This is a genomic window from Propioniciclava soli (assembly GCF_038502305.1).
GTDB classification, from domain to species: Bacteria; Actinomycetota; Actinomycetes; order Propionibacteriales; family Propionibacteriaceae; genus Propioniciclava; species Propioniciclava soli.
The window spans coordinates 3114052-3138918 of the sequence record NZ_CP115965.1 but is presented as its reverse complement, the minus strand read 5'-3'; the positions used below and the strand labels follow the sequence as shown (position 1 = coordinate 3138918).

Sequence of the window (24867 nt, the reverse complement as noted above, 5' to 3'; positions counted from 1 at the left end):
CCCGGAAGGGGGCAGGCGCCGGCTCAGGCGCGCAGGTACTCCCGGAGCGCATCGTCGGCGTCGCGGGGGACGAACCCGGTGGCCTTGATCTTGCCCAGCGCCAGGGCGCTGTGACGCGGGCGGGGCGAGACGACCTTGCCCTCGGCGAACGCCTCGGTGGTCTGCGGCGACACGTCGGACGCCGCGTGGCCGGTCAGCTCGAACACCTGCTGGGCGATCTCGAACCAACTGCGGACGGCGCCGTCGTTGGTGAGGTTGTAGGTGCCGTACGGCGCCCCGGACGCCAGCAGGTGCGCGATGCCGTCGGCCAGGTCGGTGGTGAACGTGAGCCGCCCGAACTGGTCGTCGACCACCGCCGGCGCGACGCCCCGCTCGGCCAGCGACGCCATGGTGCGCACGAAGTTCTTGCCCTCGCCGATCACCCAGGAGGTGCGGACGACGTAGTGGGCCGGCAGGGTCGCGACCAGCGCGTCGCCGGCGGCCTTCGTGACGCCGTACACCCCGAGCGGGCTGAACGGCTCGTCCTCGTCGTGCTCCTCCGCCTCGCCGTCGAACACGTAGTCGCTGGACACGTGCACCAGCGTCATCCGGTGTTCGCGGGCCACGGCGACCAGGTTCGTCAGGGCGCCCACGTTGAGGGCCCAGGCCGCGGCGCGTCCCTCGGCGTTCTCGGCCTGGTCGACCGCGGTGTAGGCGGCCGCATTGATGACGGTGCCGACGCCCCCCCACGGGTACGCGGCGACCGCGTCGGCGTCGGTGAGGTCGAGCTCATCACGGTCCAGGGCCGCGGCGTCCGGGAAGGCCTGCTGCAGCGCGCGCCCGAGCTGGCCCTGCGCGCCGACGATCACGGTCGTGCGCGGTGGCATCGGCACCACGTCGGCCAACCGCGGGTGCTGGGCGTCGGCGTCCGAGATCGTGGCCTCGGCCAGCGGGATCGGCCACGCGATGGCGGCGGTCTCGTCGGCCAGGTTGAGGTAGGTGTAGGACGCCCGCGCCTCCGGTGACCAGTGGTCGTTGACGAGGTAGCTGTACGCCGTGTCCGCCTCGAGGGCCTGGTAGCCGTTGGCGACGCCGCGCGGCACGAACACCGCCCGCTCGGGCCCCATCTCGAGGGTGAAGCTGGTGCCGAACGTCGGCCCCTCCCGCAGGTCGACCCACGCGCCGAAGATCCGGCCGTGGGCCAAGCCCACCAGCTTGTCCCACGGCTCGGCGTGCAGGCCGCGGGTCGATCCGGCGTCGGCGTTGTAGGACATGTTGTTCTGCACCGGCGCGAAGTCGGGCAACCCGAGGGCCACCATCTTCGCCCGCTGCCAGTTCTCCTTGAACCAGCCGCGGGCGTCCCCGTGCACGGGCAGGTCGACGACCAGCAGCCCCGGGATGGCGGTGGTGTGGACGGCGAGGTCGGTCATGGAAGTCTCCGTGGGTCGAGCGGCGGGGAAGGGGGGCACTACTGGCCGGTGCGGGCGTACTTGGCCTCGGTGGCCTCCTTCATCGGACGCCACCACCCCTCGTTCGCGCGGTACCAGTCGATGGTGGCGGCCAACCCGGCCTCGAACGCGGTGTACGTCGGCGTCCAGCCCAGCTCGGTGCGCAGCTTGGTGGAGTCGATCGCGTAGCGCAGGTCGTGGCCCGGCCGGTCGTTCACGTGGTCGTAGGCGTCGGCGGGGTGGCCCATGAGGCGCAGGATCATCTCGACGACGTCCTTGTTGTTCATCTCGCCGTCGGCGCCGATCAGGTACGTCTCGCCGATGCGGCCCGCCTCGATGATGCGCAGCACGGCGGCGTTGTGGTCGTCGACGTGGATCCAGTCGCGCACATTGAGCCCCGCGCCGTACAGCTTGGGGTGGACGCCGTCGATCAGGTTCGTGATCTGGCGGGGGATGAACTTCTCCACGTGCTGGCGCGGCCCGTAGTTGTTGGAGCAGTTGCTGATCGTGGCCTCGACGCCGAAGCTCCGCACCCACGCCCGCACCAGCAGGTCGGAGCCGGCCTTCGTGGAGGAGTAGGGACTGGACGGGTTGTACGGGGTCGTCTCGTGGAAACGCTCGGGGTCGTCGAGCTCCAGGTCGCCGTACACCTCGTCGGTGGAGATGTGGTGGTAGCGGACGCCGTGGCGCCGGCACGCCTCCAGCAGGGTGAACGTGCCGACGAGGTTCGTGTCGATGAACGGCGACGGGTCGTTCAGGGAATTGTCGTTGTGCGACTCGGCGGCGAAGTGGACGACCACGTCGGCGTCGGCCACGAGGGAGCCGACCAACTCGGCGTCGGTGATGTCGCCGACGACCAGGCGGACCCGGTTCTCGGGTAGATCGTCCAGGGAGGCGCGGCGTCCGGCGTACGTGAGCTTGTCGAGCACCGTCACCTTGTGGTCGGTGCCGTCGACGACCGAGCGGACGAAGTTGCTGCCGATGAAGCCGGCGCCGCCGGTCACGAGGTAGTGGGACACGGCAGCCGAGTCTATCGGCTCACTCGCGGGGGCGCCGCCGTTCGCCGACTGTGCGCGCGCCGCAGGCCGGAATCGGCGTCGCGTCGCCTCGCGCCCGGCGGTGAAAAGCACCATGATGGAGCCATGCGCGGCATCATTCTCGCCGGGGGGTCCGGCACTCGGCTCCACCCGATCACCCAGGCGACCAGCAAGCAGCTCGTCCCGGTGTACGACAAGCCGATGGTGTATTACCCGCTCTCCACACTGATGTTCGCCGGCATCGCCGACGTGCTGGTGATCACCACCCCGCACGACGCGGACGCCTTCGCACGCCTCCTCGGGGACGGCTCGCAGTTCGGCATCTCCATCACGTACGCCACCCAGCCGGAGCCCAAGGGCCTGGCCCAGGCCTTCACGATCGGTGCCGACTTCGCCCGCGGCGAGAAGTGCGCGCTGGTGCTCGGCGACAACATCTTCTACGGCCCCGGTCTCGGCCGGCAGCTGCGCAAGTACGGCGACATCGACGGTGCCGCGGTGTTCGCCTACTGGGTGGCGAACCCCAGCGACTACGGCGTCGTGGAGTTCGACGAGGACTTCCGGGCCGTCTCGCTGGAGGAGAAGCCCGTCGCTCCGAAGTCGAACTACGCCGTGCCGGGCCTGTACTTCTACGACGCCGACGTCGTCGACATCGCCGCCAACCTGCAGCCCTCCGCGCGCGGTGAGTACGAGATCACCGACGTCAACCGGGTCTACCTCGAGCGGGGCGACCTGCAGGTCGAGGTGTTGACCCGCGGCACCGCCTGGCTCGACACGGGCACGTTCGAGTCCCTCAACGATGCCAACAACTTCGTGCGGACGGTGCAGGCGCGTCAGGGGCTCCAGGTGGGCTGCCCCGAAGAGGTGGCGTGGCGTCAGGGCTTCCTCAGCGATGACGAACTTCGGGAGCGCGCGGAGCGGCTCGTGAAGTCCGGCTACGGGGACTATCTGCTCAATCTGCTCGCGCGCGACGTCCGGTGAAGCCGCGCGTGGCGGCCACGTGGGTCGTCATCGTGCTGCTCGTGGCGGGCCTGGCGTTCGGCCTCGCCGGCCTCGGCGGCGCGCTGAGCGCCGGGCCGCAGCAGGCCGCCACGCCGGCGGCCGCAACCGCGGACGCATCAGTGCGCGCCGACCCCGTCTCGGGCCTGGCCTGGGTGGAGCTCGCCGCGCTGCCGCCCGAGGCGTCCGACACGGTGGACATCATCGCGGCCGGCCCGCCGTACCCCTACCGCGCCGACGGCGAGACGTTCTCCAACCGCGAGGGCCTGCTGCCCGCCCAGCCGGAGGGCTACTATCGCGAGTTCACGGTCGAGACCCCCGGTGCGGACGACCGCGGCGCCCGCCGCATCGTCGTCGGCGCGGGCGGGGAGTACTACTGGACCGCAGACCACTACGACAGCTTCGAGAGGATCCGCCGATGAACGCGACCTTCGCGCCCGGCATGTACGTCACGACCGCATCGGCCGAATCGGTCGCCGGCGACTGGCGGCTGGCGGGCTGGACGGCCCGGGTCGTCCACGTCGACACCGACGAGGAGGGCAAGCGGGCGCGCCGTGCCGCGCTGGTCGAGGTGGGCCGTTCGCTCCGGTTCGGCGACTCCTTCGGCGCCAACCTGGATGCGTTGGAGGACAGCCTGCGCGACCTGACCGAGCCCACCGTGCTCGTCTGGGCCCGCGGTGGGGCCTTCGCGGACGCCCATCCGGCCGCGTGGGAGACCATCAGCGAGGTGCTGGCCGCCCGGACGCGCCGCAAGCCCGGCTTCGCCTTCGTCCTGGCCGACACGAAGAGCCGCTGAACCGTTCGCACCACCGCGGGGGAAACGCGGGGCTCGTGGGCGCTCAGGCCCGGCAGGCAACCCCGGTCGCGTGGATCGGGCAGTAGCCGCCCGGGTTCTTGACCAAGTACTGCTGGTGGTACGCCTCAGCGGGGTAGAAGGTCACACCGTCCGCGTCGGCACCGCCACTGCCGGTGCCCCCGGCCGCCGGGGTGATCTCGGTGGTGATCGCGCCGTAGCCGGCAGACGCGTAGGCCTCCTGCGCCCGGTCGCGGGCCGCGGCGGCGGCGTCCGCCTGCTCGGAGCCGACCGTGAAGAGGGCCGAGCGGTACTGCGTGCCCACGTCGTTGCCCTGCCGCATGCCCTGGGTGGGGTCGTGGGCCTCGAAGAAGTGCGTGAGCAGGTCGTCGTAGCCGACCTGCGCCGGGTCGAAGCAGACGCGGACAGTCTCGGCGTGGCCGGTGCGGCCCGAACACACCTCTTGGTAGGTGGGGTTCGGCGTGAACCCGCCCAGGTAACCCACCGCGGTGTTGGTCACCCCGGGGATCTGCCAGAACAGCTTCTCCTCGCCCCAGAAACAGCCCAGAGCGAAGTACGCGACCTGCGAGCCGCCGGGGGTGGCGAGCACGTCGGTGCCGAAGACGTCGTGGACGACGCCGGGCGGCAGGACGGGGGTGTCGCGACCGGGGAGGGCGAGGCGAGGATCCACGAGGCGAGGCTTTCCGAACATGGCCCGAGCCTACGTGCGGCGGGCAAGCAAGGCGCTTGCCGGGATGCGGGCCGGCAAGCGCCATCACCCGCCCCCGAGCGGCTCATCGGGGCTGTCTCAGGGTCACGAACGGGGTGACAGGGGGTTGCCAGCGCTAACTCCAGCTAGCAGGATGGGGCCATGGCAGGCGAGGAGGTCCACCACCACGAGCGCACCGCGCTCGGGGACTTCATCGCAAGCCAGCGGCGCGCCGCCGAGATGTCGCTTCGTCAACTCGCCGATCGCGCCGGGATCTCCAATCCCTATGTCAGCCAGATCGAACGGGGGCTGCGCAAGCCGTCCGCGGAGGTACTGAACCAGATCGCCACCGCCTTGTCGGTGTCGGCCGAGTCGCTGTACATCCGGGCCGGTCTGCTCGAGGGGGTCGACGACCGACCCACCGCGACAGAACGCGTCATCTCCACCGATCCGAAGCTGTCCCCGGCGCAACAGCAGGCGCTCATCGGGGTCTACCGGGCCTTCACCGGCCTGGCCGACCAGTCACCCGAGCCGAATCAACCCCACGAGCCGGCAAGCCCGGCCCAGCACGAGGAGTGAACATGTCCGACCAGCACAACGACCAGACCCGTGGCGAGTTCGTCGAGGACGTGACCGCCGACCGCACGCAGCCGACCGCCGGTTTCGGTGACGGCGAGAAGCTGACGCCCGAGAAGGTGGGCGAGGCCGCGGTGAAGTTCGCGTCCGAGACGGCCTTCGCGGCCGCGGGCGTGGCCGACCTCATCGCCGCGAAGGCGCGCGAGTTCTTCGACACGCAGCGTCGCCAGCTCGCCGAGAAGACCCCGGAGGGCATCGACCCCAACTTCAAGCAGTTCGTGGACGGCATGCCGGACCAGTTCAAGGTCTTCCTCGACGAGGTGACCCGGCAGTACCACGACATGGCTGAGCGGGGTCGCAGCGCCGTCTCCGACTTCTCCCAGCAGGTGAAGGAGTCCCGCGCCGCCCGCCCCGACGGGGCCTTCGATGTCAACGAGGGTGTGGACGCCGACGACGCCGACACCGTCGTGGCGCCCGAGTTCGTCGAGGAGACGACCACCGACACCACCTTCCTCGACACCGACGTGCCGCCCACCGCGCCGGAGGACGCCGCACCCGACCAGACCTGGCCGGGGGAGTCGAACACCGAGCACCGCGACTGACCAGTACCTAAACAGCACCACCGCGCGGGTCCGGCCGACAGGCCGGGCCCCCGCGGCCCTGCCGGGCTTCGGGGGGCCGACCGGGGTGCCTGCCGGCCGTCGGGTCAGCCGTCGTCGTAGCGCACGTGGTCGCCCAGCGGGGAGGGGTGGTGCCAGCGGGCGGGCAACCAGGCACCCTTGCGGCGACGCAGCACCCACAACCGGCCGGGCACGGCGGCGGCGTCCACGGCCTTGCGCGCGGTGTCGGCGGCGATGAACGCTTCCGCGTCCTCCTCGGCGTCGTTGCTGTCGGGCACGACGAACCGGACGTAGAGGCGCGGCGTCCCGGCCACGACGTCGAGGTCGTGCCCGTCGAGGTGGTGACCGGAGGCGCGCAGCTGCCCGAGCAGGGTGGCGAGCACCTCGGGCGGGGCGTGCCCCGGCCGCACGTCGAGGATCTCCAGTTCGAGCCGGAACGAGGGCATGGCCGCACCCTAGGGGGCGGCTCCGACAATCCGACGGGGGGCCGGCATCGACCCCCGGTCGAGAGTCCGGGCAGATTTCCCCATGGGTGGCACGGCGTGCCACCCCACCCAGGCGCGGCGACGCTACTGTGCCGGCCATGACCCCCCTCTCGCGTCGCGCGATCCTGGCGGCGTTCGTCGGCACGGCGGCGGTCGGGTGCTCCGCCCCGGCCGCCGCGCCGAGTCCGACGCCGACCGCCACGCCCACCGCACCCGCCCCGTCCGTCACACCCACCCCCGAACCCGACGCACGGCCGCGCTGGCCGCTGACCGGCCAGTTGGTGGACGACCCGGCGCTGGTTCAACACGCGGCGGTGGCGGTGAAGGTGCCCGACACCCGCGTCGAACACCCCCAGCTGGGCCTGAACGACGCCGACCTGGTGTTCGTCCAACTCGACGGCTACCCCGACGCCCACGGCGAGAGCGCCACCCGCCTCGTGCCGGTGTTCCACTCCCGCTTCCCGGACGCCGCCGGCCCCGTCCGCTCGCTGCGGCCCTCCGACCTTGCGCTGCTCGGGCCACTGCGCGCCGTCGTCGGCAGCACGGGCGCCGCCGGCTGGGTCGCGTCCTACCTGGCGCAGCGCAGCGACATTCTCGACACCGGACACACCTACCTCGCCACGCGCGGCACGGGGGCCTATTCCATTGACCCGTCGCGCATCCGCACCCTCAGCGGCAAGAAGTACTACGACCGGGCGGTGCGGTGCCACCCGGCGCTGCTCGCCGAGGTCACGGGCCGGTTCGCCGACGGCCCGCCCGCCCCCTACCTGCCCTACGCCACGGGGGAGCAGACCCCGAGCACCGAGGCCGGCTTCCCGGCGACCACGGTGATCGTGCCGTGGAAGTCGGGCAGCGACTACGCGATGGGCTACGTGTTCGATGCGGCGTCCGGGAGGTACGAGCGAAGCATGCCGTGGGGGCCGCACGTGCTGGCCGACGGCTCCCGCGTCACGACCGACAACGTTCTCGTCATCCTGGCCGGGCAGGGCAGCGCCAAGCTCGCCGAGGGCGAGGGCGGGCCGGAGCCCATCCACGAGGTGACGGACGCCTCGGGTCGGTTCCACTACGCCCACGGTGGGCGTGCGGTCTCGGGGCAGTGGAGCAAGGCGGGGGTGGACGCCCCCTTCCAGTTCACGCTCGACAGCGGCGAGCCGCTGCGCGTCGCGCCGGGGCGCACCTTTGTCGAGCTGCCCCGCGCCGACGCCGCCGTCCAGATCTCCTGACGTCGCCTTGCGCGGGGCCGACGGCCGCGGCCGCTCAGGCGTCCTGGCTGTAGATCAGGACGCTGTAGGGCGCGACCGTCACCTCGGCGCTGCACGGCAGCCCGTCGGCCCCGTCGGTTCCGGCGTCCAGATCAAAGCTCGCCAGGGTGCCGAACAGCGCGCTGTAGGACGGGGCGTCGGAGTTGAAGCGCAGCGTCCACCTCCCCGCCGCCGGCAACCCGATGCGCCGGTGTTCCAGCGCCTGGGCGCTGAGGTTGGCGACGACGACCACGGAGTCGCCCGGGCCGCCGTCAGCCCACCGGTGGTAGGCCAGCAGGTTGGCTTCCTCGTCGGCGTGGAACACGTCGATGTTGCCCGCCGTCAGGCCTCGGGTGGACCCCCATCGGTTGAGCCGTAGCGTGATCAGGTCGGCGTAGAGGTTGGCGATGCCCGCGAAGTCCTCCCGCCGCCGCCAGTCGAGCGGCACGTCGTCGCGGAACCAGCCGCCCTCGAGGAATTCCTGGCCCTGGAACAGCATCGGGATGCCTGGTGCGGTCAGCATGAGCGCGGCCCCCAGCGTCGAGCGCTTCTGGGCGGCCCAGCCGGACTGGTCACCCTCGTCGACGGACGCGGGCACGCGCGAGCGGCCGTTGGCGACCTCGTCGTGACTCTCGGTGTAGATGACGCGGGCGAAGGGATCGCCGTAGCTGTGCGTGAGCGCGCTCGAGACCTCCGCCAGCGAGCGCCACGCGTCGTTCGTCTTCTCCAGGGCCTCGCGGACCGGGTGGACGAACTGGCTGTCCCACTGGGCGTGGAAGCCGGCGCCCCCCTCGGCCAGCGAGGTGACGGACGCGTCGCCGTGCAGGTCCTCGGCGATGATGATGCGGCCGGGGAACTCCTCGCGCATCGTCTCGGAGAGCCAGCGCATCAGGCTCCAGCCCTCGGGCAGGTTGAACTCGGTCCCGTCCACGCTGCGCATGTAGGGCGTCATGTCCAGGCGCAGGCCGTCCATGTGGTACTCGCGCAACCACATGAGCGCGTTGTCGCGGATGTAGCGGCGGACCTCCTCGCGGCCGTAGTCAGGGCGGGTGTCTCCCCAGGGCGTCGCGGAGCGCCAGTCGTTGTAGAAGTAGATCCCGCCCAGGCCGTTCTCCTGCCAGCCGTCGAACTGCCACAGATCGAGGTCGGAGGGGCCGAAGTGGTTGTAGACGACGTCGAGGATGACGGCGAGGCCGCGCTGGTGGGCCGCCCGGACGAGGGTCTTCAGGGCGTCCGGGCCGCCGTAGGAGCTCTCCACCGCGAACGGGTCGGCCGGGTTGTAACCCCACGACATGTCGCCGGCGAACTCGGCGACGGGCATGAGCTGGATGGCGTTGACGCCGAGGTCGCGAAGCTGGTCGAGCCGGTCGACCACATCGTGCAGCGTGCCATCGGCGTCCGGGCCCTGGTTGAACGTGCCGACGTGGAGCTCGTAGATCACCAGCTCGTGGTGCGGCGGGCAGTGGGCCTGCGTGCCCTCCCAGTCGAAGGCCGCCTGGTCGTAGATCACGGCATTGCCCACGGAATCCGTCACCTGCGGGGCGTACGGGTCGCGGCGCGCGAAGGAGTTCTCCCCGTTCGTGATCCAGAACTTGTACTCGTGGCCGGCCTTCGCCTTCGGCACGCGCACGTACCAGTACCCGTTGCCCTCGCTCTTCAGTGGATTGGCCTCGGCGTCCCAGTCATTGAATTCGCCGAAGACGCTGACGGCGTCGGCGTGGGGGGCCCAGACGCGGAAGGCGAAGCCCCGGGACGCCTTGATGGCGCCCATGCCGGGCAGGTGAGCGGCCACGGGGGCTCCTCTCGGTCGTCGTGCGTGGGCTCGCGCGACGCTGCGGGAGTGCGCTCACCCTAGTGGACGCCGCACGCGCGGCGTGCGACGTCCTGCCAGCGCGGTGCGCGCCCGGTGCCGGGTCGTGCGACTGTGACAGGAGGTGCCTGAACCGATCCGAGGGCGGCGCACCGTGTGGCACGCTGGGGCCGTGCCCCCTTGGGGGCGCGCGGCGTCCCGGCCCCCGATGGGAGGACGCCCCGGTGCGGGCGAGGGCGTCCGACCGTCGGTGGTGAGGAGGACCCCGTGAAGGTGCTGAAGATCCACGGCAAGGAGGACATCCGCGTCGAGGAAGCGCCGATGCCCGAACCGGCCGAGGGGGAGGTGCGCGTCCGCATGGCCTACGGCGGCATCTGCGGCTCCGACCTGCACTACTACTTCCACGGCGCCTCCGGGGTGTTCGTGCTGCGCGAACCCCTCACCCCCGGGCACGAGATGTCGGCCACCGTCGACCTCGACCCGTCGGGCGACTTCGCGCCCGGCACTCCGGTCACGATCGCACCCGCCACCCACGGCGAGCCCCAGCCCGGGCTGGAGGACCGGCCCCACCTGTGGCCGGGCGGGGCGTACTACGGCAGCGCCTCCACCACGCCGCACACCCAGGGTGGCATGGCGGAGTACAAGACGGTGCCCGCGTCGATGCTGCGGCTGCTGCCCGACGGCCTCGACCTGCGGACGGCCGCGCTGGCCGAGCCGCTGTCGGTGGCCCTGCACGCGGCTGGCGTGGCCGGTGACCTCAGCGGGGCGTCCGTGCTGGTCATCGGCTGTGGCCCCATCGGCCTGTGCGTCGTGGCGGCCGCGCTGGCCCGCGGGGCGGCGTCCGTGGATGCCTCCGACATGCTCGGCGGTCCGCTGGAGCGTGCTGCGGGGCTCGGCGCGGCGGCCACGTACCCCGCAGCGGCGGGCGGCGTGCCCCAGACGCACTACGACGTGGTGTTCGAGTGCTCCGGCGTGGCGCCGGCGATCAGCTCCGCGATCGGGGCCGCCCGTCGCGCGGGCGTGGTGGTGCAGGTGGGCAATCTGCCCAACGAGCCCATCGCGGTGAACCTGGGCCCGATGGTGAGCAAGGAACTCGAGTACCGCGCGACGTTCCGGTTCAACGACGAGATGGACGAGGCCGTGGCGCTGCTCGCCTCGCGCCCGGAGCTGGGCCAGATCGTCACCCACGTCATCGACGCGGACGACGCCAAGCGGGCGTTCGCCGTGGCGCGCGACGCGCAGGCGTCCGGCAAGGTGCTCGTGTCGCTGTGGGGGGAGGAGTAGGCGTGGACACGATCGCGCGCTGCGACGTCATCGTCTGCTCGCCGGGGCGCAACTTCGTCACGGTGAAGATCACCACCAGCGACGGGATCGTCGGCTGGGGGGATGCGACCCTCAACGGCCGCGAGCTGGCGGTGGCGTCCTACCTCACCGAGCACGTCGTGCCGTGCCTCATCGGACGCGACGCCTCCCGCATCGGCGACACGTGGCAGTACCTCTACCGCGGTGCCTACTGGCGGCGGGGGCCGGTCACGATGACGGCGATCGCTGCGGTGGACGTGGCGTTGTGGGACATCAAGGGCAAGCGGGCCAACCTGCCGGTGTACGAGCTGCTCGGCGGCAAGGCGCGCGAGAACGTCCTGGTGTACGGCCACGCCGCCGGCGGCGACCTTGCCGAGATGGTGGATGACGTCGGCCGGTTCCTGGATCTCGGTTTCACCGCCGTGCGGGCGCAGACCGGGCTCGTCGGCGTCCCGCAGGCGTACGGGGCGCACGCGGCCGGTAGCACGTACGACCCGGCGGACGGCTCCCTGCCCACCGAGACGGGCTGGGACACCCGGGCCTACCTCGACCAGGCGCCGGCCTACCTGGCGGCCGTGCGCGAGCGCTTCGGGTTCGACTTCGACCTGTTGCACGACTGCCACCACCGCATGACGCCCAATGAGGCGGGTCGCTTCGGGCGCAGCGTGGAAGAGCTCAAGCTGTTCTGGATGGAGGACCCGACCCCGGCGGAGAACCAGGAGGGCTTCCGGCTGATTCGGCAGCGCACGTCGACGCCGATCGCCGTGGGTGAGGTGCTCAACTCGATCTGGGACGTGCAGACCCTCATCACTGAGCAGCTCATCGACTACGTGCGCACGTCGGTGTCGCACGCCGGCGGCATCACCCACCTGCGGCGGATCTTCGACCTCGCGGCGCTCTACCACGTTCGCTCCGGCTCCCACGGCGCGACCGACCTCTCCCCGGTGAGCCTCGCCGCGGCGCTGGCGCTGGACATCACGATCCCGAACTTCGGCATCCAGGAGTACATGGCTCACCTGCCGGTGACGCACGAGGTGTTCCGGCCTGGTTACCGGCTTGAGGGCGGCCGCGTCTGGCTCTCGGACGCCCCGGGGCTCGGCGTGGAGGTGGACGAGGAGGCGGCCAAGAAATTCCCCTACGAGCGCAAGTACCTGCCCGTCGCCCGGTTGGCCGACGGCACGCTGTGGGACTGGTGATGGGCCGCCGGCGGTGAGGGCGGGCCGGCGAGTTGGTTGACGTACGTTCAAGCGAGAGCCACACTTGAATGGTTGGCAACCAACTTCCCTTCGGGGAGCACCGGGAGGAGCTCCATGCCTGAACCCCCACCCAGCCGCTCACAGGCGTCCGAGCAGCTCGACCTGACCGAGGATGCCCGTCGCGCCGCGGTGCTGGCCTCGCGGCGTCCGGCGTGGCAGGACGCGCTGGCCGCCGCCCTCATTGGCATCGCGTGGACGGGGTTCTTCAGCTGGACCGTCCCCGGCGCGGTGGTGGCCGTGGTCGCGTCCGTCCTCTGCGGGGTGTTGGCGCTGCGCAGCCGACGCCGGACGGGTCGGCTCACGGACGACCGCGGCGTCCTGGCGCACGGTGGTTTCTTCACCATCGCCTACGTCACGATGGTCCTGGTCGGCCAAGTGCTCCGCGACCCGGGCCGATCGGCATGGTGGTACGTCGCGGTGTTCGCCCTCGTGACACCCGCTGTCTTCGCCTACCTGCGGCTGCAGGAGGCGTATGAGGTGCGTCGTCTCACTCGGGGCGACTACGGGCCCTACGACCGCACGTGAGCGACAGCGCCGAGTTCGACGAACTCATCCACGCCCCCACCAGGCTGCGCCTGTGCGCCGCGTTGGAGCCGGTGACCGCGCTGGAGTTCGGCGTGCTCGAGGAGGGGCTCGGCATCTCCACCTCGCTGCTCTCCAAACAGTTGCGGGTGCTCGCGGACGCCGGGTACGTCACGCTCGCCAAGCGGCGACAGGCGGTGGGGCGCCCGCGCACCTGGGTGTCGCTCACGGCGTCCGGACGCGGCGCCTACCGCCGGCACGTGGCCGCGCTGCGCGCCATCATCGCCTCGGGGTCGTCTGGCCCCGACCGGTAGAAAACACGGGTCCGCGCTGGCCGCCTGCGTCCGCAGCACCACGAAAGCCCGGGCACAGCGTTGACACAGGGGAGGGCCGGAACCTGTCGGCGTGACCGCCTCACCCGCCGCGTCCGCGGCTCCTTCGCTCCGTGACACGTCCGTTGTGCGAACACCCCGGTGGATCTGGGTCGCTCTGGCCTCCCTGATGGTTCTCGCCGGCGTCGGGTACGCCGCAGGCATCCCGCTCGGTCTGGTGCACAACTACTACGGCCCGGCCGTCTACGCCATGGCCCACAGCTGGGAGGCTTGGTTCTGGGGCGCCCAGGACACGCAGGCCATGCTGACCCTCGACAAGCTGCCGGGCGCCTTCCAGCTCCAGGCCCTGTCGGCACGCGTCTTCGGCTACTCCACCTGGTCGGTGCTGCTGCCACAGGTGGTGGCCGCCGTGGCCGCCGTCGGCGTCCTGTTCGCCACCGTACGGCGGTGGCTCGGCCCGCGCGCCGCCCTGGCGGCGGCCACCGTCCTGGCGACGACTCCGGTGGTGGCGGCCCTCGCACACAGCCAGATCGTCGACACCTGGCTCATGTTCCTGCTGATCTGCGCGGCGTGGGCGTGGACGCGCGCCGTGCAGTCCGGACGCCTCGGCTGGCTGGTGCTGTGTGGTGCGCTCGTGGGCGCGGCGTTCAACGTGAAGATGGTCCAGGCCTGGGGGGTGCTGCCGGCGCTGGCTGTGGCCTACTGGCTGTTCGCGCCCGGCACGAAGCGTCGCCGGACCGGTCACGTCCTCGTGGCGGGGGTCGTGACGGCCGTCGTGTCGCTGTGGTGGCTGGTGGTCGCCTCGGTGGTTCCGGCCGATCGACGCCCCTGGATCGACGGTTCAGCGTCCAACTCGGCGTGGGCGATGGTCTTCGGCTACAACCTGTTCTCCCGCCACACGGAGGGGGGCGGCACGCCCGGCGGCACGGGGGGTTGGAGCTACCTGTTCACCTCCGACGTGGCCACCCAGGTCGGGTGGCTGTATCCGCTGGCCCTCCTCGGATTCGCGGGCGGGCTCTGGTGGTTGCGTAGCCGACCGCGCACCGACCCCGTCCGGGCCGGCGTGGTGATGTGGGGGGTGTGGCTCGTGACGCACGCCCTCGCGTTCTCGCTCGGACGCGTCGCCCACTCCTTCTACGTCGAGGCACTCGCCCCCGCCGTGGCCGCGCTCGCCGTCGCGGGCGTCGTGTTGTCGTGGCGGGCGTGGCGGGCGGGCCACGCCAGTGGTTGGCTGCTCCCGGCGGGGGTGGCCGCCTCGCTCGCCTGGACGGTCTGGCTCCAGACCCGCTACCCGGATTTCCTGTCGTGGCTGGTGCCCACCGTGGTGGTGCTCGGGGTGGTGGGGTTGGCGGCGCTGTTGGCGCAGCGCTTCCTCCGGACGCCGCCACGGGCCGTGGCCCCTGCGGCCGCCGGTGCGCTCGCCGCATCGCTGCTGATCACCCCCGCCGCCTGGGCTGCCTCGACCACCCAGCTGGGGTACAGCGGCTCGAACATCGGGCCAGCCGCCGGCCCGGTGCAGTCCATGGGCGGCGGGGGCGGAATGCCCCGCGGTGGCGGCGCTGGGGGTGGCCGCCCGCCCGGTGGTGCTCAGGGTGGGACGACGGGCGCAGTTCCCCCCGGTGCGCCGGGTGCCACCGCGCCAGGTGCCGCCTCATCCGGCGACCCGGGCGCCGCCCCGACCGCTCCTGGCAACGGCAGGCCGGACGACCTGCCTGCCAGCGGACAACCGGGTGTCCCCGCCGGTCAGGGCTTCTCGGGTCCCGGTGGCGCAACCAGGGGAGCTGGTGGGCAACCCGGGGTCGGTGAGGGGCAGGCCGCGGAGACCTTGGCCTGGATCCGCGCCCACAACCCGGGCACGCGCTTCGAGCTGGCCGTGGTCGGGTCGCAGGGCGGCGGGGAGTACGTCCTGGCCGGGGGTGCGGTTCTGCCCATCGGTGGGTTCACCGGATCCATCCCCAATGTCACCGCCGAGCAGCTGGCCGCGATGGTGTCGGCCGGCGAACTCCACCATGTGCTGCTCGGGGGCGGTGGTGGTCAGGGGCGTGACCGGTCCGGCGACGCGGAGCTGACCACATGGGTGACCGAGCACTGCGAGGCCGCGACGGACGCCCCCGTCTCCGGCCTGTACGTGTGCGGGTGAACGCGGTGCCGGCCGGCCTCAGCGGGTGAGGCGGATCTGGAAGCCGCGCAGCGTGTAACCCTCGATGAGGTCGTCCCAGCCGAGGTCGGGCTCGCGGACGATCTCGGGGGAGCGGGCCAGCAGGCGGGTCAGCAGCACATCGGACTCCATGATCGCGAGCGGCTGGCCCGGGCAGCGGTGGGCGCCGTCGCCGAAGGTGAGGCCTGACGCGTCCACGCCGCGCGGCATGGTGCGACCCGGCCGCAGGTCGTAGGGGCACGCCCCGACGGCGTCCGGATCGGTGTTGGTGTCGCGGACGCACACGTCGATGAGGTCGCCGGGCTCAATGCGCGTGGTCTCGCCACGATCGCTGACCTCGATGGGCTCGGTGGCGCGCCGATAGAGGTGGCCCACCACCGGCTCCAGGCGGATGATCTCGTTGAGAATTGCGTGGCGTTCCGCCTCGTCGGCCACCAGGTAGCGGCGCCGCAACGGCTCGTGGGTGAGCAGGTGCCAGGCCGCCATGCAGATGAACTCGCGGGTGGTGACCATGCCGGCCGTGCCGTACGTGACGCACTCGACCAAGATGTCGGTGTCGGTGTAGCCCTCCTCGATCAAGTGGCTGATGACGTCAGCCCGCGGTTGCCGGCGACGTTCGGCGATGGCGGGGCGGACGTCGGCGAGGTGGAACCGGACGATGGGCACGAGGCCGTTGAACGCCGCCTGCATCCACTGCCGCTTCGTGCGGCCGAGGTCGGGTCGCGTGATGTCGAACGGGGGCTGACGGAAGAACGTGACGAGCCGACGGGCCATGGCCCGGACCGGGGAGTTCGTGAGGCCCACCACCTCGGCGGTGACCTCCACCGAGTAGTGCAGGGCGAGCTCGGCCAGATCGACGCTGTCGGACGCCGCCGCCTCGGCCACGCGGGCGTCCGCGCAGGACTCCATCGTCGGCCGGTGGCGCTCCTGCACCACCTTCGGGGCGAAGAACCGGCCCACCTTCGACCGCTGTTCGTCGTGGAGCGGTCCGTCGGACATCAGGATCGGGTGGTGTCGCAGGACGCCCTTCGGGATCGCCTCCGCGGTGAAGCCCGCCTGGGTGGTGGCATGGCGGGCGCGCAGCACCTGACGGGCGCCCTCCAGCGACCGGATGCGCCACACCTGGCCGATCCGCTCCCGGCGAGGCCCCCCCGCCTCTCCGGGTTTGGTCGCCCGGCGCAGGTTGGGTTCCGTGGTCACGATTCCATCCTGTCAGGTATGCCAGGTCCGCACGCCGCAGGTGCCGATTCGTCGATTCACCGGACGCCGACCCCGTCTGGGGCTCGCCCCCGCCCGGGCGATCAGAGGTCGGGGTAGTGGTTCACCGGCTTGGCCTCCTCGGCCTCCTGCTCCTGCTGGACCTTCTTGGAGTCCGCGACCTCCTCCGGGGACGCGGCGCTCGCTCCGCGTCCGCCACGGCCGGCGTTCTCGGAACCGGTCTCGGGGTCGGAACTGGAGTCGGAATCGGAATCGGTGCCGGAATCGGAGCCCGCATCGTCGGCGTCCGAATCCGGATCGGAGGACTCGCCGGCGGTCAACCGCACCTCGCGGGCCTCCTCGATGGCCTCGGCCTGCTTCTCCTTCTTCTTGATCACGCCCTTCTCGTCGCGCAGCGGCAGCTGGATCTCCTCCTCGGCCGCGATGCCGCCCTGGAGCTGGCGCCCGCGCTCGAGCTCGGCGTCCACCTCGGCGCCGAAGAGCAGCACCATGTTGATGATGTTGATCCAGAACAAGAAGATGATGACGCCGGCCAGCGCGCCGTAGGTCTCGTCGTAGGAGCCGAAGTTCGACACGTAGAACCCGAACGCGAGCGAGGCGATGCCGGCCACGACGATGGCGAAGATCGCACCGGGGCTGAACCAGTGGGGCTTCGGTTGCCGGACGTTGGGCGTCGCCCAGTAGAGCAGTGCGACGAGGACGACCACGATCGCGGCGATCACGGGCCAGCGGGCGATGTTGAACACGGTCAGGGCGATGTCGCCCAGGCCGATCATGTTGCCGAGGGACTGCGCGAGGGGGCCGGAGACGGCCACGCCCACGATCGCCAACGCCAGCAGCGTCAGCATGCCGGCGGTGAGGGCATACATGCTGAGGTTGAACTTGATCGGTCCGCGGCCCTCGCCCACCTCGTAGATGCGGTTCATCGCGCGGCTGAACGCCTTCACGTAGTTCGACGCCGTCCACAGGGCGATCGCCAGACCGAGGAAGAGGCCGAGACCGGGGGCCGGGGCGTCGAGCAGGTTGTCGATGACCGGCATGATCGTGTCCATCGCGCCGCTGGGCAGTGCGCCCTGGTCGCGCAGGTCCTGGATCAGGGTGCGGAGCGTGTCTCCGCTCTGGCCGAAGAGACCCAGGATCGACACGAGCGCGATCAGCGCGGGGAAGATCGACAAGACGGTGAAGTAGGTGAGCGCGGCGGCGGCGTCCGGCAACTGGTCGTCGGAGAACTCGCGCACGGCGTTCTTGAGCACGAACTTCCAGTTGGGTGCCTTGATGTCAGTCGGACTGTCCGGCTTGCGGGGGTCGTCCGGGTGGGGAGCGGTGTCGGGGGCCATGGCCTTCTTCCTTCTCGACGTGCGCAGTTCAGGCACCACCGTATCCTGCTGGCGGAGAGCCGCCTCTCGCCGCTCACGGACAAATTCCTCACAGTCAAGAGTGAAATTTCCCTGTCGGACGGACTCCGGAGCCGCTACTGTGACTTTCGCGACCCCGCCGACGGTGGTCCGCGCACCCCGGAACGAGGATCAGATGAGCACAGCCATTTCCCTGCCGCACCTCCGCCAACGCTGGGCGGCGCTGTGCCTCGCGCTGGCGCTGCTGGCGGCCCTGCTGGTCGCGGCGCCGCTGCGCGCGGTGGCCGCAGACTGCACGATCCCCGCTGACCGGGTGGCCGTCACCGTCACCAACGAGGCCCGCGACATCGACACGTCGCGCCCGTGGGACAAGTTCGAGATCGCCGCCACCCTATCGAACCTCGACGGGCTCGCCGAGGGCTGCGAGGCGGTCATCACCCTGCCCGACCTGTTCGTCGACATCCTGACCACCACGTTGTACCTGAACGCGGACGGCACCTCGTCGGCGACGCCGCAGGCCGACACCGTCGCGGTGATGGCCGTGGACGGCCCGGCGCGGACCATGACGTTCACGCTCACCGACTACGCGGCCACCCACAGCGGCGTCTCGGCCCACGGTTGGACGGCCGCGCGCCTGACGAGCAGCCTCGAGCGTGACCAGACGGTGCCGGTCGTCGTGGACGTCAACGGCGAGACGCGGCCGGTCGTCGACATCGGCACCGAGCCGTGCCCGCCCGACTGCCCCGTCGTGCCCGTCGACGCGGCCAAGTACGGGATCGACAACGGGGACGGCACCGGCGTCGTCGTGATTCAGTCCCCGGTGATCCCCACCGCGGGCACCGAGGTCGCCTTCACCGACACGTTGACCTCGGCCGGGCAGTCCATCACCGGTGTCCTGTGGGCCCGCGGCTTCGATTGCGTCGACACCTGGGGGGCACCCGGCCTGTCGGCGGCGGACGGCAGCTGCGACACCACCCGCCACGCCGACCTGACCGCCGTGGGCACCGCAGGCACCTACACCGTGACGACGACGCAGGACGACCAGTTCATCCGGCTCCGCCTGGGGATGACGTTCACCGGAGAGGGTCCCTGGAGCGACCAGGCCACCGTCAGCTACGCCGGCGGGCCGGAGACCTGGACGGCCCGCACCGCGGTGGAGGGCTACGACGTCGGTGGGTTTGCGGCCGGTTCGGAGATCACGCCGACCCCGAGCCCGACGCCCAGCCCGAGCCCGACGCCCACGCCGTCGCCGGCCGTCACGCCCCCCGTGGTCACACCGCCCGTGGTCACCGCCAGGCCGACCTCGACGCCCCCGGTATTGCGCAAGGTCGTCCAGAGCGGGTGAGCGCAGCGACGGCGCGCGCCGTGCCGGGGGATCGCCGCGCGCGCCCGAGAGCTCGAGGGGCCGGGGCGCCCGGCATTCGGGTCTACCCGTGTGGGTGTTGCGCCGGGACGACAGGGCGGGCAGCATGGCGCCGTGTCATCCACCGCGCGGCCCCAGCCCAACCGAACCTTCTTCGACGAGCATCCCGGGCTCCGGGCCGTCCTCGTGGTGTGCCTGCTCATCGTCCTCATCGGCTGGGCTGTCCGGATGGTCGCGGAGGCGGGCTCGCTGCTGAGTTCGATCCTCGTGCCGACGGCGCTGTCGATCCTGTTCGCCGGCCTGCTCATGCCCCTGCAGGTGCTGTTCAACCACCGCCTGCGCCTCCCGCGGTCGCTCGCCGCCGCGCTGACGGTGCTCGTGGCCATCGGGGCCGTGGCGGCCCTGCTCTGGGTGTCGGGGGCACAGTTGGCCGCCGGGATGGATGACATCGTGGGCGTGTTCCAGGGTCAGCTGGAGGACCTGCGCGGGTGGGTGGTGTCCACGCTGCCCATCGGCCGGGAGCAGCTCAACGAGGCCATCAACCAGGCGCAACAGTGGCTCACCGACAACCAGGCCAGCCTGGCCCAGGGCGCGCTCGGCTACGGCGTGACCGCTGCGCAGGTCGTCATCGCGGGCATCCTGGCCCTGGTCGCCACCTTCTTCTTCCTGGCCCAGGGTGACCGCATCGCGTCCGGCCTGCTCACCCTGCTCCCCAAGGACCATCGCCGCCGGCTGTGGGAGGCCGGTCGCCGGGGCTGGGTCACGCTGAGCACCTATTGCCGCACGCAGGTGATCGTGGCCGCCGTGGACGCCATCGGCATCGGCGCCGGTGCCTTCTTCATGGGGTTGCCGTTCGTCGTGCCCATCATGGTGATCACGTTCGTGCTGTGCTTCATCCCCTTCGTCGGTGCCATCGTGTCGGGTGCGATCGCCGTGCTCATCGCCCTCGCCTTCAAGGGGATCACCGCCGCCCTCGTCATCTTGGCCATCTGCGTGGCGGTGCAGCAGATCGAGAGCAACGTCCTGGCCCCCCTGCTCATGGGCAAGGCGGTCAACGTGCACCCGCTGCTCATCCTGCTCTCGGTGGCCGGGGCCACCTACATCTTCGGGCTCGTCGGCGCGCTGTTCATGGTGCCGGTGATCGCCACCATCAAGAGCATCGTGCTCTACCTCAACGACCTCGACCCCTTCCCGATGCTGGCCGAGGGTGGCAGCGCGCTGACGGACTCACCCAAGAAGCTGATGGGGGATCAGGCCGAGATCAAGAACCCCCCGCGGTTGGGCGACGCGTCGCCCACCTGGCTCGCCGAGGAGGCGGAGGCCGAGGCCGATGCTGCCGAACAGGCTGCCCAGGACCATGCCTCACCCGGAGGGGCCGGCACGCCCGACCGCCCCGGCGGCGAGCGGCTGCAGGCGCCCTCCTCCTAGACGTCAGCGCACGCGCACGATCTCGTGCCGCGTGACGGCACCGTTCGCGAGTTCCAGCCAGCCGTAGCTGCCGATGCGTTCGCGGCGGGGGTCGGTGACCGAGCCGGGGTTGAACAGGTGGACGCCGTCCTCGACGAGGTCCATCGGGATGTGGGAGTGGCCGAAGACCACCACGTCGGCGTCGGGGAACCACCGGCGCATCCTGCGGCCGCGGCCCGTCTTGGCGCCCGCGTCGTGCACCATGGCGAGCCGGACGCCCTCCCAGACCACCTCGAACCGCTCCGGTGCGCCCCAGGCGACCACGTCCGGGCCGTCGTTGTTGCCCGCCACGACGTGGACGGGCGCGTGGGCGGCCAGGGCGTCCAACACCGACGGCTCACACACGTCGCCGGCGTGCAGGATCACGTCGGTGGACGCCAGCGCCGGCAACAACGCCTCCGGGAGGCCCTTCCACCGACGCGGCGCGTGCGTGTCCGACACCACCAGCACCCTCATGGGTGCAGCCTAGGGCGCGTTGGCCGCTCGAGGGCCAGCGTTCTGCTGGGCACCCGTGACGGCGACCGTCCGAGCGGGCCGAGGCGTCGGTCGCGTGTTCCGATCAGCCGGCCAGTTCGTCTGCCAGGGCGTTCCACAACGCGGCGACGCCGTCCGGGCCGTCGACGACCACGTCGGACACCGCCACGAGGGCGTCCTGCTCATCGGAACCGGAGCAGATCAGCAGGGCCTTGACGCGGCCGGAGTCGCGCAGATCGCGGACGGCGCGGAACGCGGGCAGGTCGCCGAGATCGTCGCCGGCGTACATGATCGTGGTGGGCTCCACCTCGTCGACGAGGCGGTGGATCGCGTCGCCCTTGTCGAGGCCCCGGGCGCGCAACTCCATCACGAGGCGGCCGGGCTCGGTCTGCAGGCCGTGGCGTCCGGCCAGCTCCGCCAACGGCGCGGTGAGGCGCTCGAACGCGCCCGCCGGGTCGGGCAACTCGCGGGTGTGGACGCCGACGCTGAGCCGCTTGTACTCGATGCGAGCGCCCGACAGATCCAGCCCGGCCAAGAGCGCCGGCAGTTCGGCGGCCGCCTCCGCAACCCCAGCCGGCGCCTCGGGCTCGTCGAAGGCGCCCGTCCCGGCGTCCCAACGCTCGAATCCGTACAACCCCAGCACGGACGCCGACCCGAGGCCGTCGCGGGCGTCCAGGCGGCCGAGGCGGACGGCCTGCCGCGCGGGGCGTCCGGTGACGACGGCGACCTTGGCCACGCGCCCCCCGAGCCGTTCGAGGGCACCGAGGGTGGCCTCGGATGCCCAGGCCTCGTCGGGGTTGGGGACGATGGGGGACAGGACGCCGTCGAAGTCGCTGCACACGAGGGTCGAGGCGGGGTCGGCGACGATGGCGGACCAGGCGGCGCGGCCGGCGTCGGAGGTGATGTGCATGTTCTCCACCCTGTCACGCCGGAGGCCGGACGGGCTAGGTTGGACGTCAGGAGGTTCACTGATGACAACGAGCAACGAAGCCGGAACCGACACCCCCCGGGCGGCCCTCGTGGTCGTGGCCAACCGTCTGGCCGTCGAACGCACCACCGCCGCGGACGGCTCGGCAGGTTGGCAGACTTCACCGGGCGGGCTCGTCACGGCGTTGGTACCGATCATGCAGGCCAAGGACGGCGCGTGGGTCGGCTGGCATGGCGCACCCGATGAGGAGCTGGAGCCCTTCCACCACGACGGCATCGACATGATCCCCGTGGCCCTGTCCGCCGGCGAGGTGGAGGAGTACTACGAGGGCATGTCGAACGCGACCTTCTGGCCGCTGTACCACGACTCGGTCGCGTTCCCCGAGTTCCATCGCGAGTGGTGGGACGCCTACGTGGCCGTCAACCGCCGCTTCGCGGAGGCGGCCGCGTCCGCAGCGGACGACAACGGCACGGTCTGGGTGCAGGACTACCAGTTGCAGTTGGTGCCCTCGATGCTGCGCGAGATGCGTCCCGACCTGCGGATCGGCTTCTTCCTCCACATTCCGTTCCCCCCCTCGGAGTTGTTCCAGCAGCTTCCGTGGCGCCGCGCCGTGCTCGAGGGGCTGGCGGGTGCCGATCTCGTCGGCTTCCAGGTGCCCGGTGCCGCGACCAACTTCCTGAACCTGCTCCGCCGCCGGCTCGGCTGGGACACCCACCGGCAGGAGTTCGTCCGGCCGGACGGCAGCCGGGGCCGGGCCGCCGCCTACCCGATCTCGATCGCGACGCAGGCGTTCGAGGACCTGGCGAACTCCCCGGAGGTGGTGGAGCGGGCTGCGCAGATCCGTGAGGACCTGGCCGCCGAGACCGTCTTCCTCGGTGTCGATCGGCTCGACTACACCAAGGGGTTGCGCCAGCGGGTGCGGGCCTTCGGCGAGCTGTTCACCTCCGGGGAGCTGGACCCGGAGAAGGTCGTGTTCGTCCAGGTGGCGACGCCCTCGCGCGAGCGCGTCGAGGAGTACAAGCGGTTGCGCGACGACATCGAGTTGCTCGTGGGCCGCATCAACGGCGACTCCGGCCAGCTCGGACGCCCCCCGATCCACTACCTGCACCAGAGCTTCCCGCGCGATGAGATGGCGGCGCTCTACCGGGCGGCGGACGTGATGGTGGTGACGCCGCTGCGCGACGGGATGAACCTGGTGGCCAAGGAGTACGTGGCCTGCCGCAGCGACAACGACGGCGCTCTGGTGCTGAGCGAGTTCGCCGGCGCGGCGCGCGAGCTCAAGCAGGCCTGGCAGGTGAACCCGTACGACATCGACGGCATGAAGGAGGCGATCCTGGCCGCCGGCCGTGCGGGCAAGCAGGAGACCCGGCGCCGCATGCGGGCCCTGCGCAAGCAGGTCGCGACGCACGACATCGACCACTGGGCCGAGACGTTCCTGGCCGACCTCGACGCGATCTGATCCTTCGCCTCTGACTCAAACCGTCACGGGGATGGGGTGGACGAGGTGGCGGTCGGCAGGTACCAGCCAGCCCGACATCGCGCGGTCGAAGGTGGCAAGGATCAGGTCGTTGCTGCGCGCCAGGTTGAGCAGATGGAGGTCGGGTGCCTGCCGGTGTCCTACGAGCACACTGGCGTCCACGCCGGCGAACGCGAGGCTGGAGGCGTCCGGGACGAACGACCATCGAGGGTCCTTCCGGAACCCCCGGACGGCGTCATCCACCTCCCTCACGGCCGTGGGTCTCCCTGCGACCGCTGGATTGAGCAGGAGGCGGTAGAGAGCGACCTCGGTGAGCGGCGTCGTGGCCCAGCCCTCCACCCCGGTCAGGAAGGCGTGGGCATCGCGGTGATGCACGTGGTTGCTCAGGCAGAGGGCCACGAGGACATTGGCATCGAGCAGGTAGCTGGGGGTGGCTCTAGTCATCCCGGTGCTCGGCAACGAGGTCGTCGGTGACCACGTGGCCAGGAGGGCCGATGAGGATGGGGAACGGACTGTACGAGACGTCTGCGGTCGGGGCCGTTCGCTGCTGGATGCCTTGGCGCGCGAGGTCGCTGACTGCCGTGCCCAAGGAGACCCCCTTCGCCGCGGCGAGGGCCCGCGCGACGGCCATCACGTCATCGGACAGTTCCAAGGTCGTTCTCATGGCGTCGCAGCATAGCATCACATCATCACCGCATCAGGATACCCATCGCTGCGCTGCTGTGCGAGGGTGGGCCATGGCCTCGATCGATCTCACCCACGAACTCGTCGAGCAAATCGACTGGCACTGGCGCGGTCAGCTGCGTTCGCGGCTGGACGGGCTGACGGACGACGAGTATCTCTGGGAGCCGGTCGCCGGCGCCTGGAACGTGCGCCCCAAGGCGGAGTCAACGATGGAGATGCAGCCCGGCGCGGGTGACTGGACCATCGACTGGGCGTGGCCCGAGCCGGATCCGGCCCCGGTCACGACCATCGCCTGGCGGCTCAACCACCTCCTCGTCGGCGTGCTCGGCGCCCGGCTGGCCGGGCACTTCGGCGGTGAGCCCTGCGACTACGACAGCTACGACTACCCCTCGACCGCCGCGGACGCCCTCGCCCGGCTCGACGACCTCTACGCCCGCTGGCGCGACGGCATCGCCTCCTGGTCCGACGCCGACCTGGCCGTTCCGGTCGGCGACGCCGAGCCGCCCCAGTACGCCGAGTCCCCCCGGATCACGCTGGTGCTCCACATCAACCGCGAGCTGATCCACCACGGCGCCGAGATCGCCCTGCTCCGTGACCTGTACGCCCATTCGGCGTGAGTCTCCCGGGGGGAGGGGCG

26 protein-coding genes are annotated in these 24867 nt (G+C 71.3%); 15 read left to right on the top strand and 11 right to left on the bottom strand.

Going from position 1 to position 24867, the window contains the following annotated elements; translation table 11 throughout:
- Positions 1–23 precede the first annotated feature (23 nt).
- Positions 24–1409, bottom strand: a complete 1386-nt coding sequence (locus PCC79_RS14200; protein WP_342372205.1) for a sugar nucleotide-binding protein — start codon at positions 1407–1409, stop codon at positions 24–26.
- Positions 1410–1447: 38 nt separating this feature from the next.
- Positions 1448–2446 carry a dTDP-glucose 4,6-dehydratase gene (gene rfbB / locus PCC79_RS14195; protein WP_232549861.1) on the bottom strand — a complete coding sequence of 333 codons (999 nt, stop codon included), beginning with the start codon at positions 2444–2446 and terminating at the stop codon, positions 1448–1450.
- A 123-nt stretch (positions 2447–2569) separates the two neighbouring features.
- On the opposite strand from rfbB, the gene rfbA reads away from it, so the two are divergent.
- From rfbA to PCC79_RS14180, 3 genes are read left to right on the top strand one after another with little or no spacing between them, the layout of a single operon-like run.
- The gene (gene rfbA / locus PCC79_RS14190) at positions 2570–3442 is read left to right on the top strand and encodes a glucose-1-phosphate thymidylyltransferase RfbA (RefSeq protein ID WP_232549862.1); all 873 of its coding nucleotides are present in this window, start codon (positions 2570–2572) and stop codon (positions 3440–3442) included.
- A gap of 8 nt (positions 3443–3450) precedes the next feature.
- Positions 3451–3882 (top strand): ribonuclease domain-containing protein, encoded by a 432-nt coding sequence (locus tag PCC79_RS14185; RefSeq protein WP_232549863.1) that lies wholly within the window; start codon positions 3451–3453, stop codon positions 3880–3882.
- Positions 3879–4256, top strand: coding sequence for a barstar family protein (locus PCC79_RS14180; protein ID WP_232549864.1), 378 nt, complete (start codon positions 3879–3881; stop codon positions 4254–4256). Before PCC79_RS14185 ends, PCC79_RS14180 begins: the two co-directional genes overlap by 4 nt.
- A 43-nt stretch (positions 4257–4299) precedes the next feature.
- Here the strand turns inward: PCC79_RS14180 and msrA are convergent, their stop codons facing one another.
- Positions 4300–4965, bottom strand: coding sequence for a peptide-methionine (S)-S-oxide reductase MsrA (gene msrA / locus PCC79_RS14175; protein ID WP_342372204.1), 666 nt, complete (start codon positions 4963–4965; stop codon positions 4300–4302).
- 159 nt (positions 4966–5124) lie between these two features.
- Here msrA and PCC79_RS14170 point away from each other — a divergent pair, with 159 nt between their 5' ends.
- Together PCC79_RS14170 and PCC79_RS14165 are read left to right on the top strand one after the other, a co-directional pair.
- Positions 5125–5541, top strand: a complete 417-nt coding sequence (locus PCC79_RS14170) for a helix-turn-helix domain-containing protein (protein WP_232549866.1) — start codon at positions 5125–5127, stop codon at positions 5539–5541.
- 2 nt (positions 5542–5543) lie between these two features.
- Positions 5544–6140 carry a hypothetical protein gene (locus tag PCC79_RS14165; protein ID WP_342372203.1) on the top strand — a complete coding sequence of 199 codons (597 nt, stop codon included), beginning with the start codon at positions 5544–5546 and terminating at the stop codon, positions 6138–6140.
- A 104-nt stretch (positions 6141–6244) separates the two neighbouring features.
- Here the strand turns inward: PCC79_RS14165 and PCC79_RS14160 are convergent, their stop codons facing one another.
- Entirely contained in the window at positions 6245–6604 is a 360-nt protein-coding gene (locus PCC79_RS14160) for a hypothetical protein (protein ID WP_342372202.1), read from the bottom strand.
- A 137-nt stretch (positions 6605–6741) separates the two neighbouring features.
- On the opposite strand from PCC79_RS14160, the gene PCC79_RS14155 reads away from it, so the two are divergent.
- Positions 6742–7866, top strand: a complete 1125-nt coding sequence (locus tag PCC79_RS14155; protein WP_342372201.1) for a DUF3048 domain-containing protein — start codon at positions 6742–6744, stop codon at positions 7864–7866.
- Positions 7867–7900: 34 nt separating this feature from the next.
- On the opposite strand, the gene PCC79_RS14150 is transcribed toward PCC79_RS14155, so the two are convergent.
- Entirely contained in the window at positions 7901–9676 is a 1776-nt protein-coding gene (locus PCC79_RS14150) for an alpha-amylase family glycosyl hydrolase (RefSeq protein ID WP_232549870.1), read from the bottom strand.
- 285 nt (positions 9677–9961) lie between these two features.
- Between PCC79_RS14150 and PCC79_RS14145 the strand changes: the two genes are divergently transcribed.
- The 5 genes from PCC79_RS14145 to PCC79_RS14125 all read left to right on the top strand — a co-directional run bounded on the left by PCC79_RS14145 (position 9962) and on the right by PCC79_RS14125 (position 15246).
- Positions 9962–10978, top strand: coding sequence for an L-idonate 5-dehydrogenase (locus tag PCC79_RS14145; RefSeq protein ID WP_342372200.1), 1017 nt, complete (start codon positions 9962–9964; stop codon positions 10976–10978).
- 2 nt (positions 10979–10980) lie between these two features.
- Positions 10981–12192, top strand: coding sequence for a D-mannonate dehydratase ManD (manD, locus tag PCC79_RS14140; RefSeq protein WP_342372199.1), 1212 nt, complete (start codon positions 10981–10983; stop codon positions 12190–12192).
- A 114-nt stretch (positions 12193–12306) separates the two neighbouring features.
- Complete coding sequence (locus PCC79_RS14135; RefSeq protein ID WP_232549872.1) at positions 12307–12777, top strand: hypothetical protein; 471 nt, start codon at positions 12307–12309, stop codon at positions 12775–12777.
- Entirely contained in the window at positions 12774–13088 is a 315-nt protein-coding gene (locus tag PCC79_RS14130) for a transcriptional regulator (RefSeq protein WP_232549873.1), read from the top strand. The genes PCC79_RS14135 and PCC79_RS14130 overlap by 4 nt, the downstream gene beginning before the upstream one ends.
- 91 nt (positions 13089–13179) lie before the next feature.
- Entirely contained in the window at positions 13180–15246 is a 2067-nt protein-coding gene (locus PCC79_RS14125) for an ArnT family glycosyltransferase (RefSeq protein WP_342372197.1), read from the top strand.
- An 18-nt stretch (positions 15247–15264) separates the two neighbouring features.
- On the opposite strand, the gene PCC79_RS14120 is transcribed toward PCC79_RS14125, so the two are convergent.
- Both PCC79_RS14120 and PCC79_RS14115 read right to left on the bottom strand, forming a co-directional pair.
- Positions 15265–16464, bottom strand: coding sequence for a cytochrome P450 (locus PCC79_RS14120; protein ID WP_232549875.1), 1200 nt, complete (start codon positions 16462–16464; stop codon positions 15265–15267).
- A gap of 101 nt (positions 16465–16565) precedes the next feature.
- Positions 16566–17819: a YihY/virulence factor BrkB family protein gene (locus PCC79_RS14115; protein WP_342372196.1), complete on the bottom strand. Its 1254-nt coding sequence runs from the start codon at positions 17817–17819 to the stop codon at positions 16566–16568.
- 193 nt (positions 17820–18012) lie between these two features.
- On the opposite strand from PCC79_RS14115, the gene PCC79_RS14110 reads away from it, so the two are divergent.
- Together PCC79_RS14110 and PCC79_RS14105 are read left to right on the top strand one after the other, a co-directional pair.
- Complete coding sequence (locus tag PCC79_RS14110) at positions 18013–19182, top strand: hypothetical protein (RefSeq protein WP_342372195.1); 1170 nt, start codon at positions 18013–18015, stop codon at positions 19180–19182.
- Between the two features lie 132 nt (positions 19183–19314).
- On the top strand, positions 19315–20628 hold the full coding sequence (locus tag PCC79_RS14105; RefSeq protein ID WP_232549878.1) for an AI-2E family transporter: 1314 nt from the start codon (positions 19315–19317) through the stop codon (positions 20626–20628).
- 3 nt (positions 20629–20631) lie between these two features.
- On the opposite strand, the gene PCC79_RS14100 is transcribed toward PCC79_RS14105, so the two are convergent.
- Positions 20632–21123 carry a metallophosphoesterase family protein gene (locus tag PCC79_RS14100; RefSeq protein ID WP_232549879.1) on the bottom strand — a complete coding sequence of 164 codons (492 nt, stop codon included), beginning with the start codon at positions 21121–21123 and terminating at the stop codon, positions 20632–20634.
- 103 nt (positions 21124–21226) lie between these two features.
- Positions 21227–22051, bottom strand: coding sequence for a trehalose-phosphatase (gene otsB / locus PCC79_RS14095; protein ID WP_342372194.1), 825 nt, complete (start codon positions 22049–22051; stop codon positions 21227–21229).
- A gap of 61 nt (positions 22052–22112) precedes the next feature.
- Between otsB and PCC79_RS14090 the strand changes: the two genes are divergently transcribed.
- Positions 22113–23528 carry an alpha,alpha-trehalose-phosphate synthase (UDP-forming) gene (locus tag PCC79_RS14090; RefSeq protein ID WP_232550133.1) on the top strand — a complete coding sequence of 472 codons (1416 nt, stop codon included), beginning with the start codon at positions 22113–22115 and terminating at the stop codon, positions 23526–23528.
- A gap of 15 nt (positions 23529–23543) precedes the next feature.
- Here PCC79_RS14090 and PCC79_RS14085 read toward each other — a convergent pair whose 3' ends face one another.
- Both PCC79_RS14085 and PCC79_RS14080 read right to left on the bottom strand, forming a co-directional pair.
- Positions 23544–23990, bottom strand: a complete 447-nt coding sequence (locus tag PCC79_RS14085; protein ID WP_232550132.1) for a TA system VapC family ribonuclease toxin — start codon at positions 23988–23990, stop codon at positions 23544–23546.
- The gene (locus PCC79_RS14080; RefSeq protein ID WP_232550131.1) at positions 23983–24210 is read right to left on the bottom strand and encodes a DUF2191 domain-containing protein; all 228 of its coding nucleotides are present in this window, start codon (positions 24208–24210) and stop codon (positions 23983–23985) included. The genes PCC79_RS14085 and PCC79_RS14080 overlap by 8 nt, the downstream gene beginning before the upstream one ends.
- Before the next feature lie 73 nt (positions 24211–24283).
- Here PCC79_RS14080 and PCC79_RS14075 point away from each other — a divergent pair, with 73 nt between their 5' ends.
- On the top strand, positions 24284–24847 hold the full coding sequence (locus PCC79_RS14075; RefSeq protein WP_232550130.1) for a DinB family protein: 564 nt from the start codon (positions 24284–24286) through the stop codon (positions 24845–24847).
- The last annotated feature ends 20 nt before the right edge of the window (positions 24848–24867 follow it).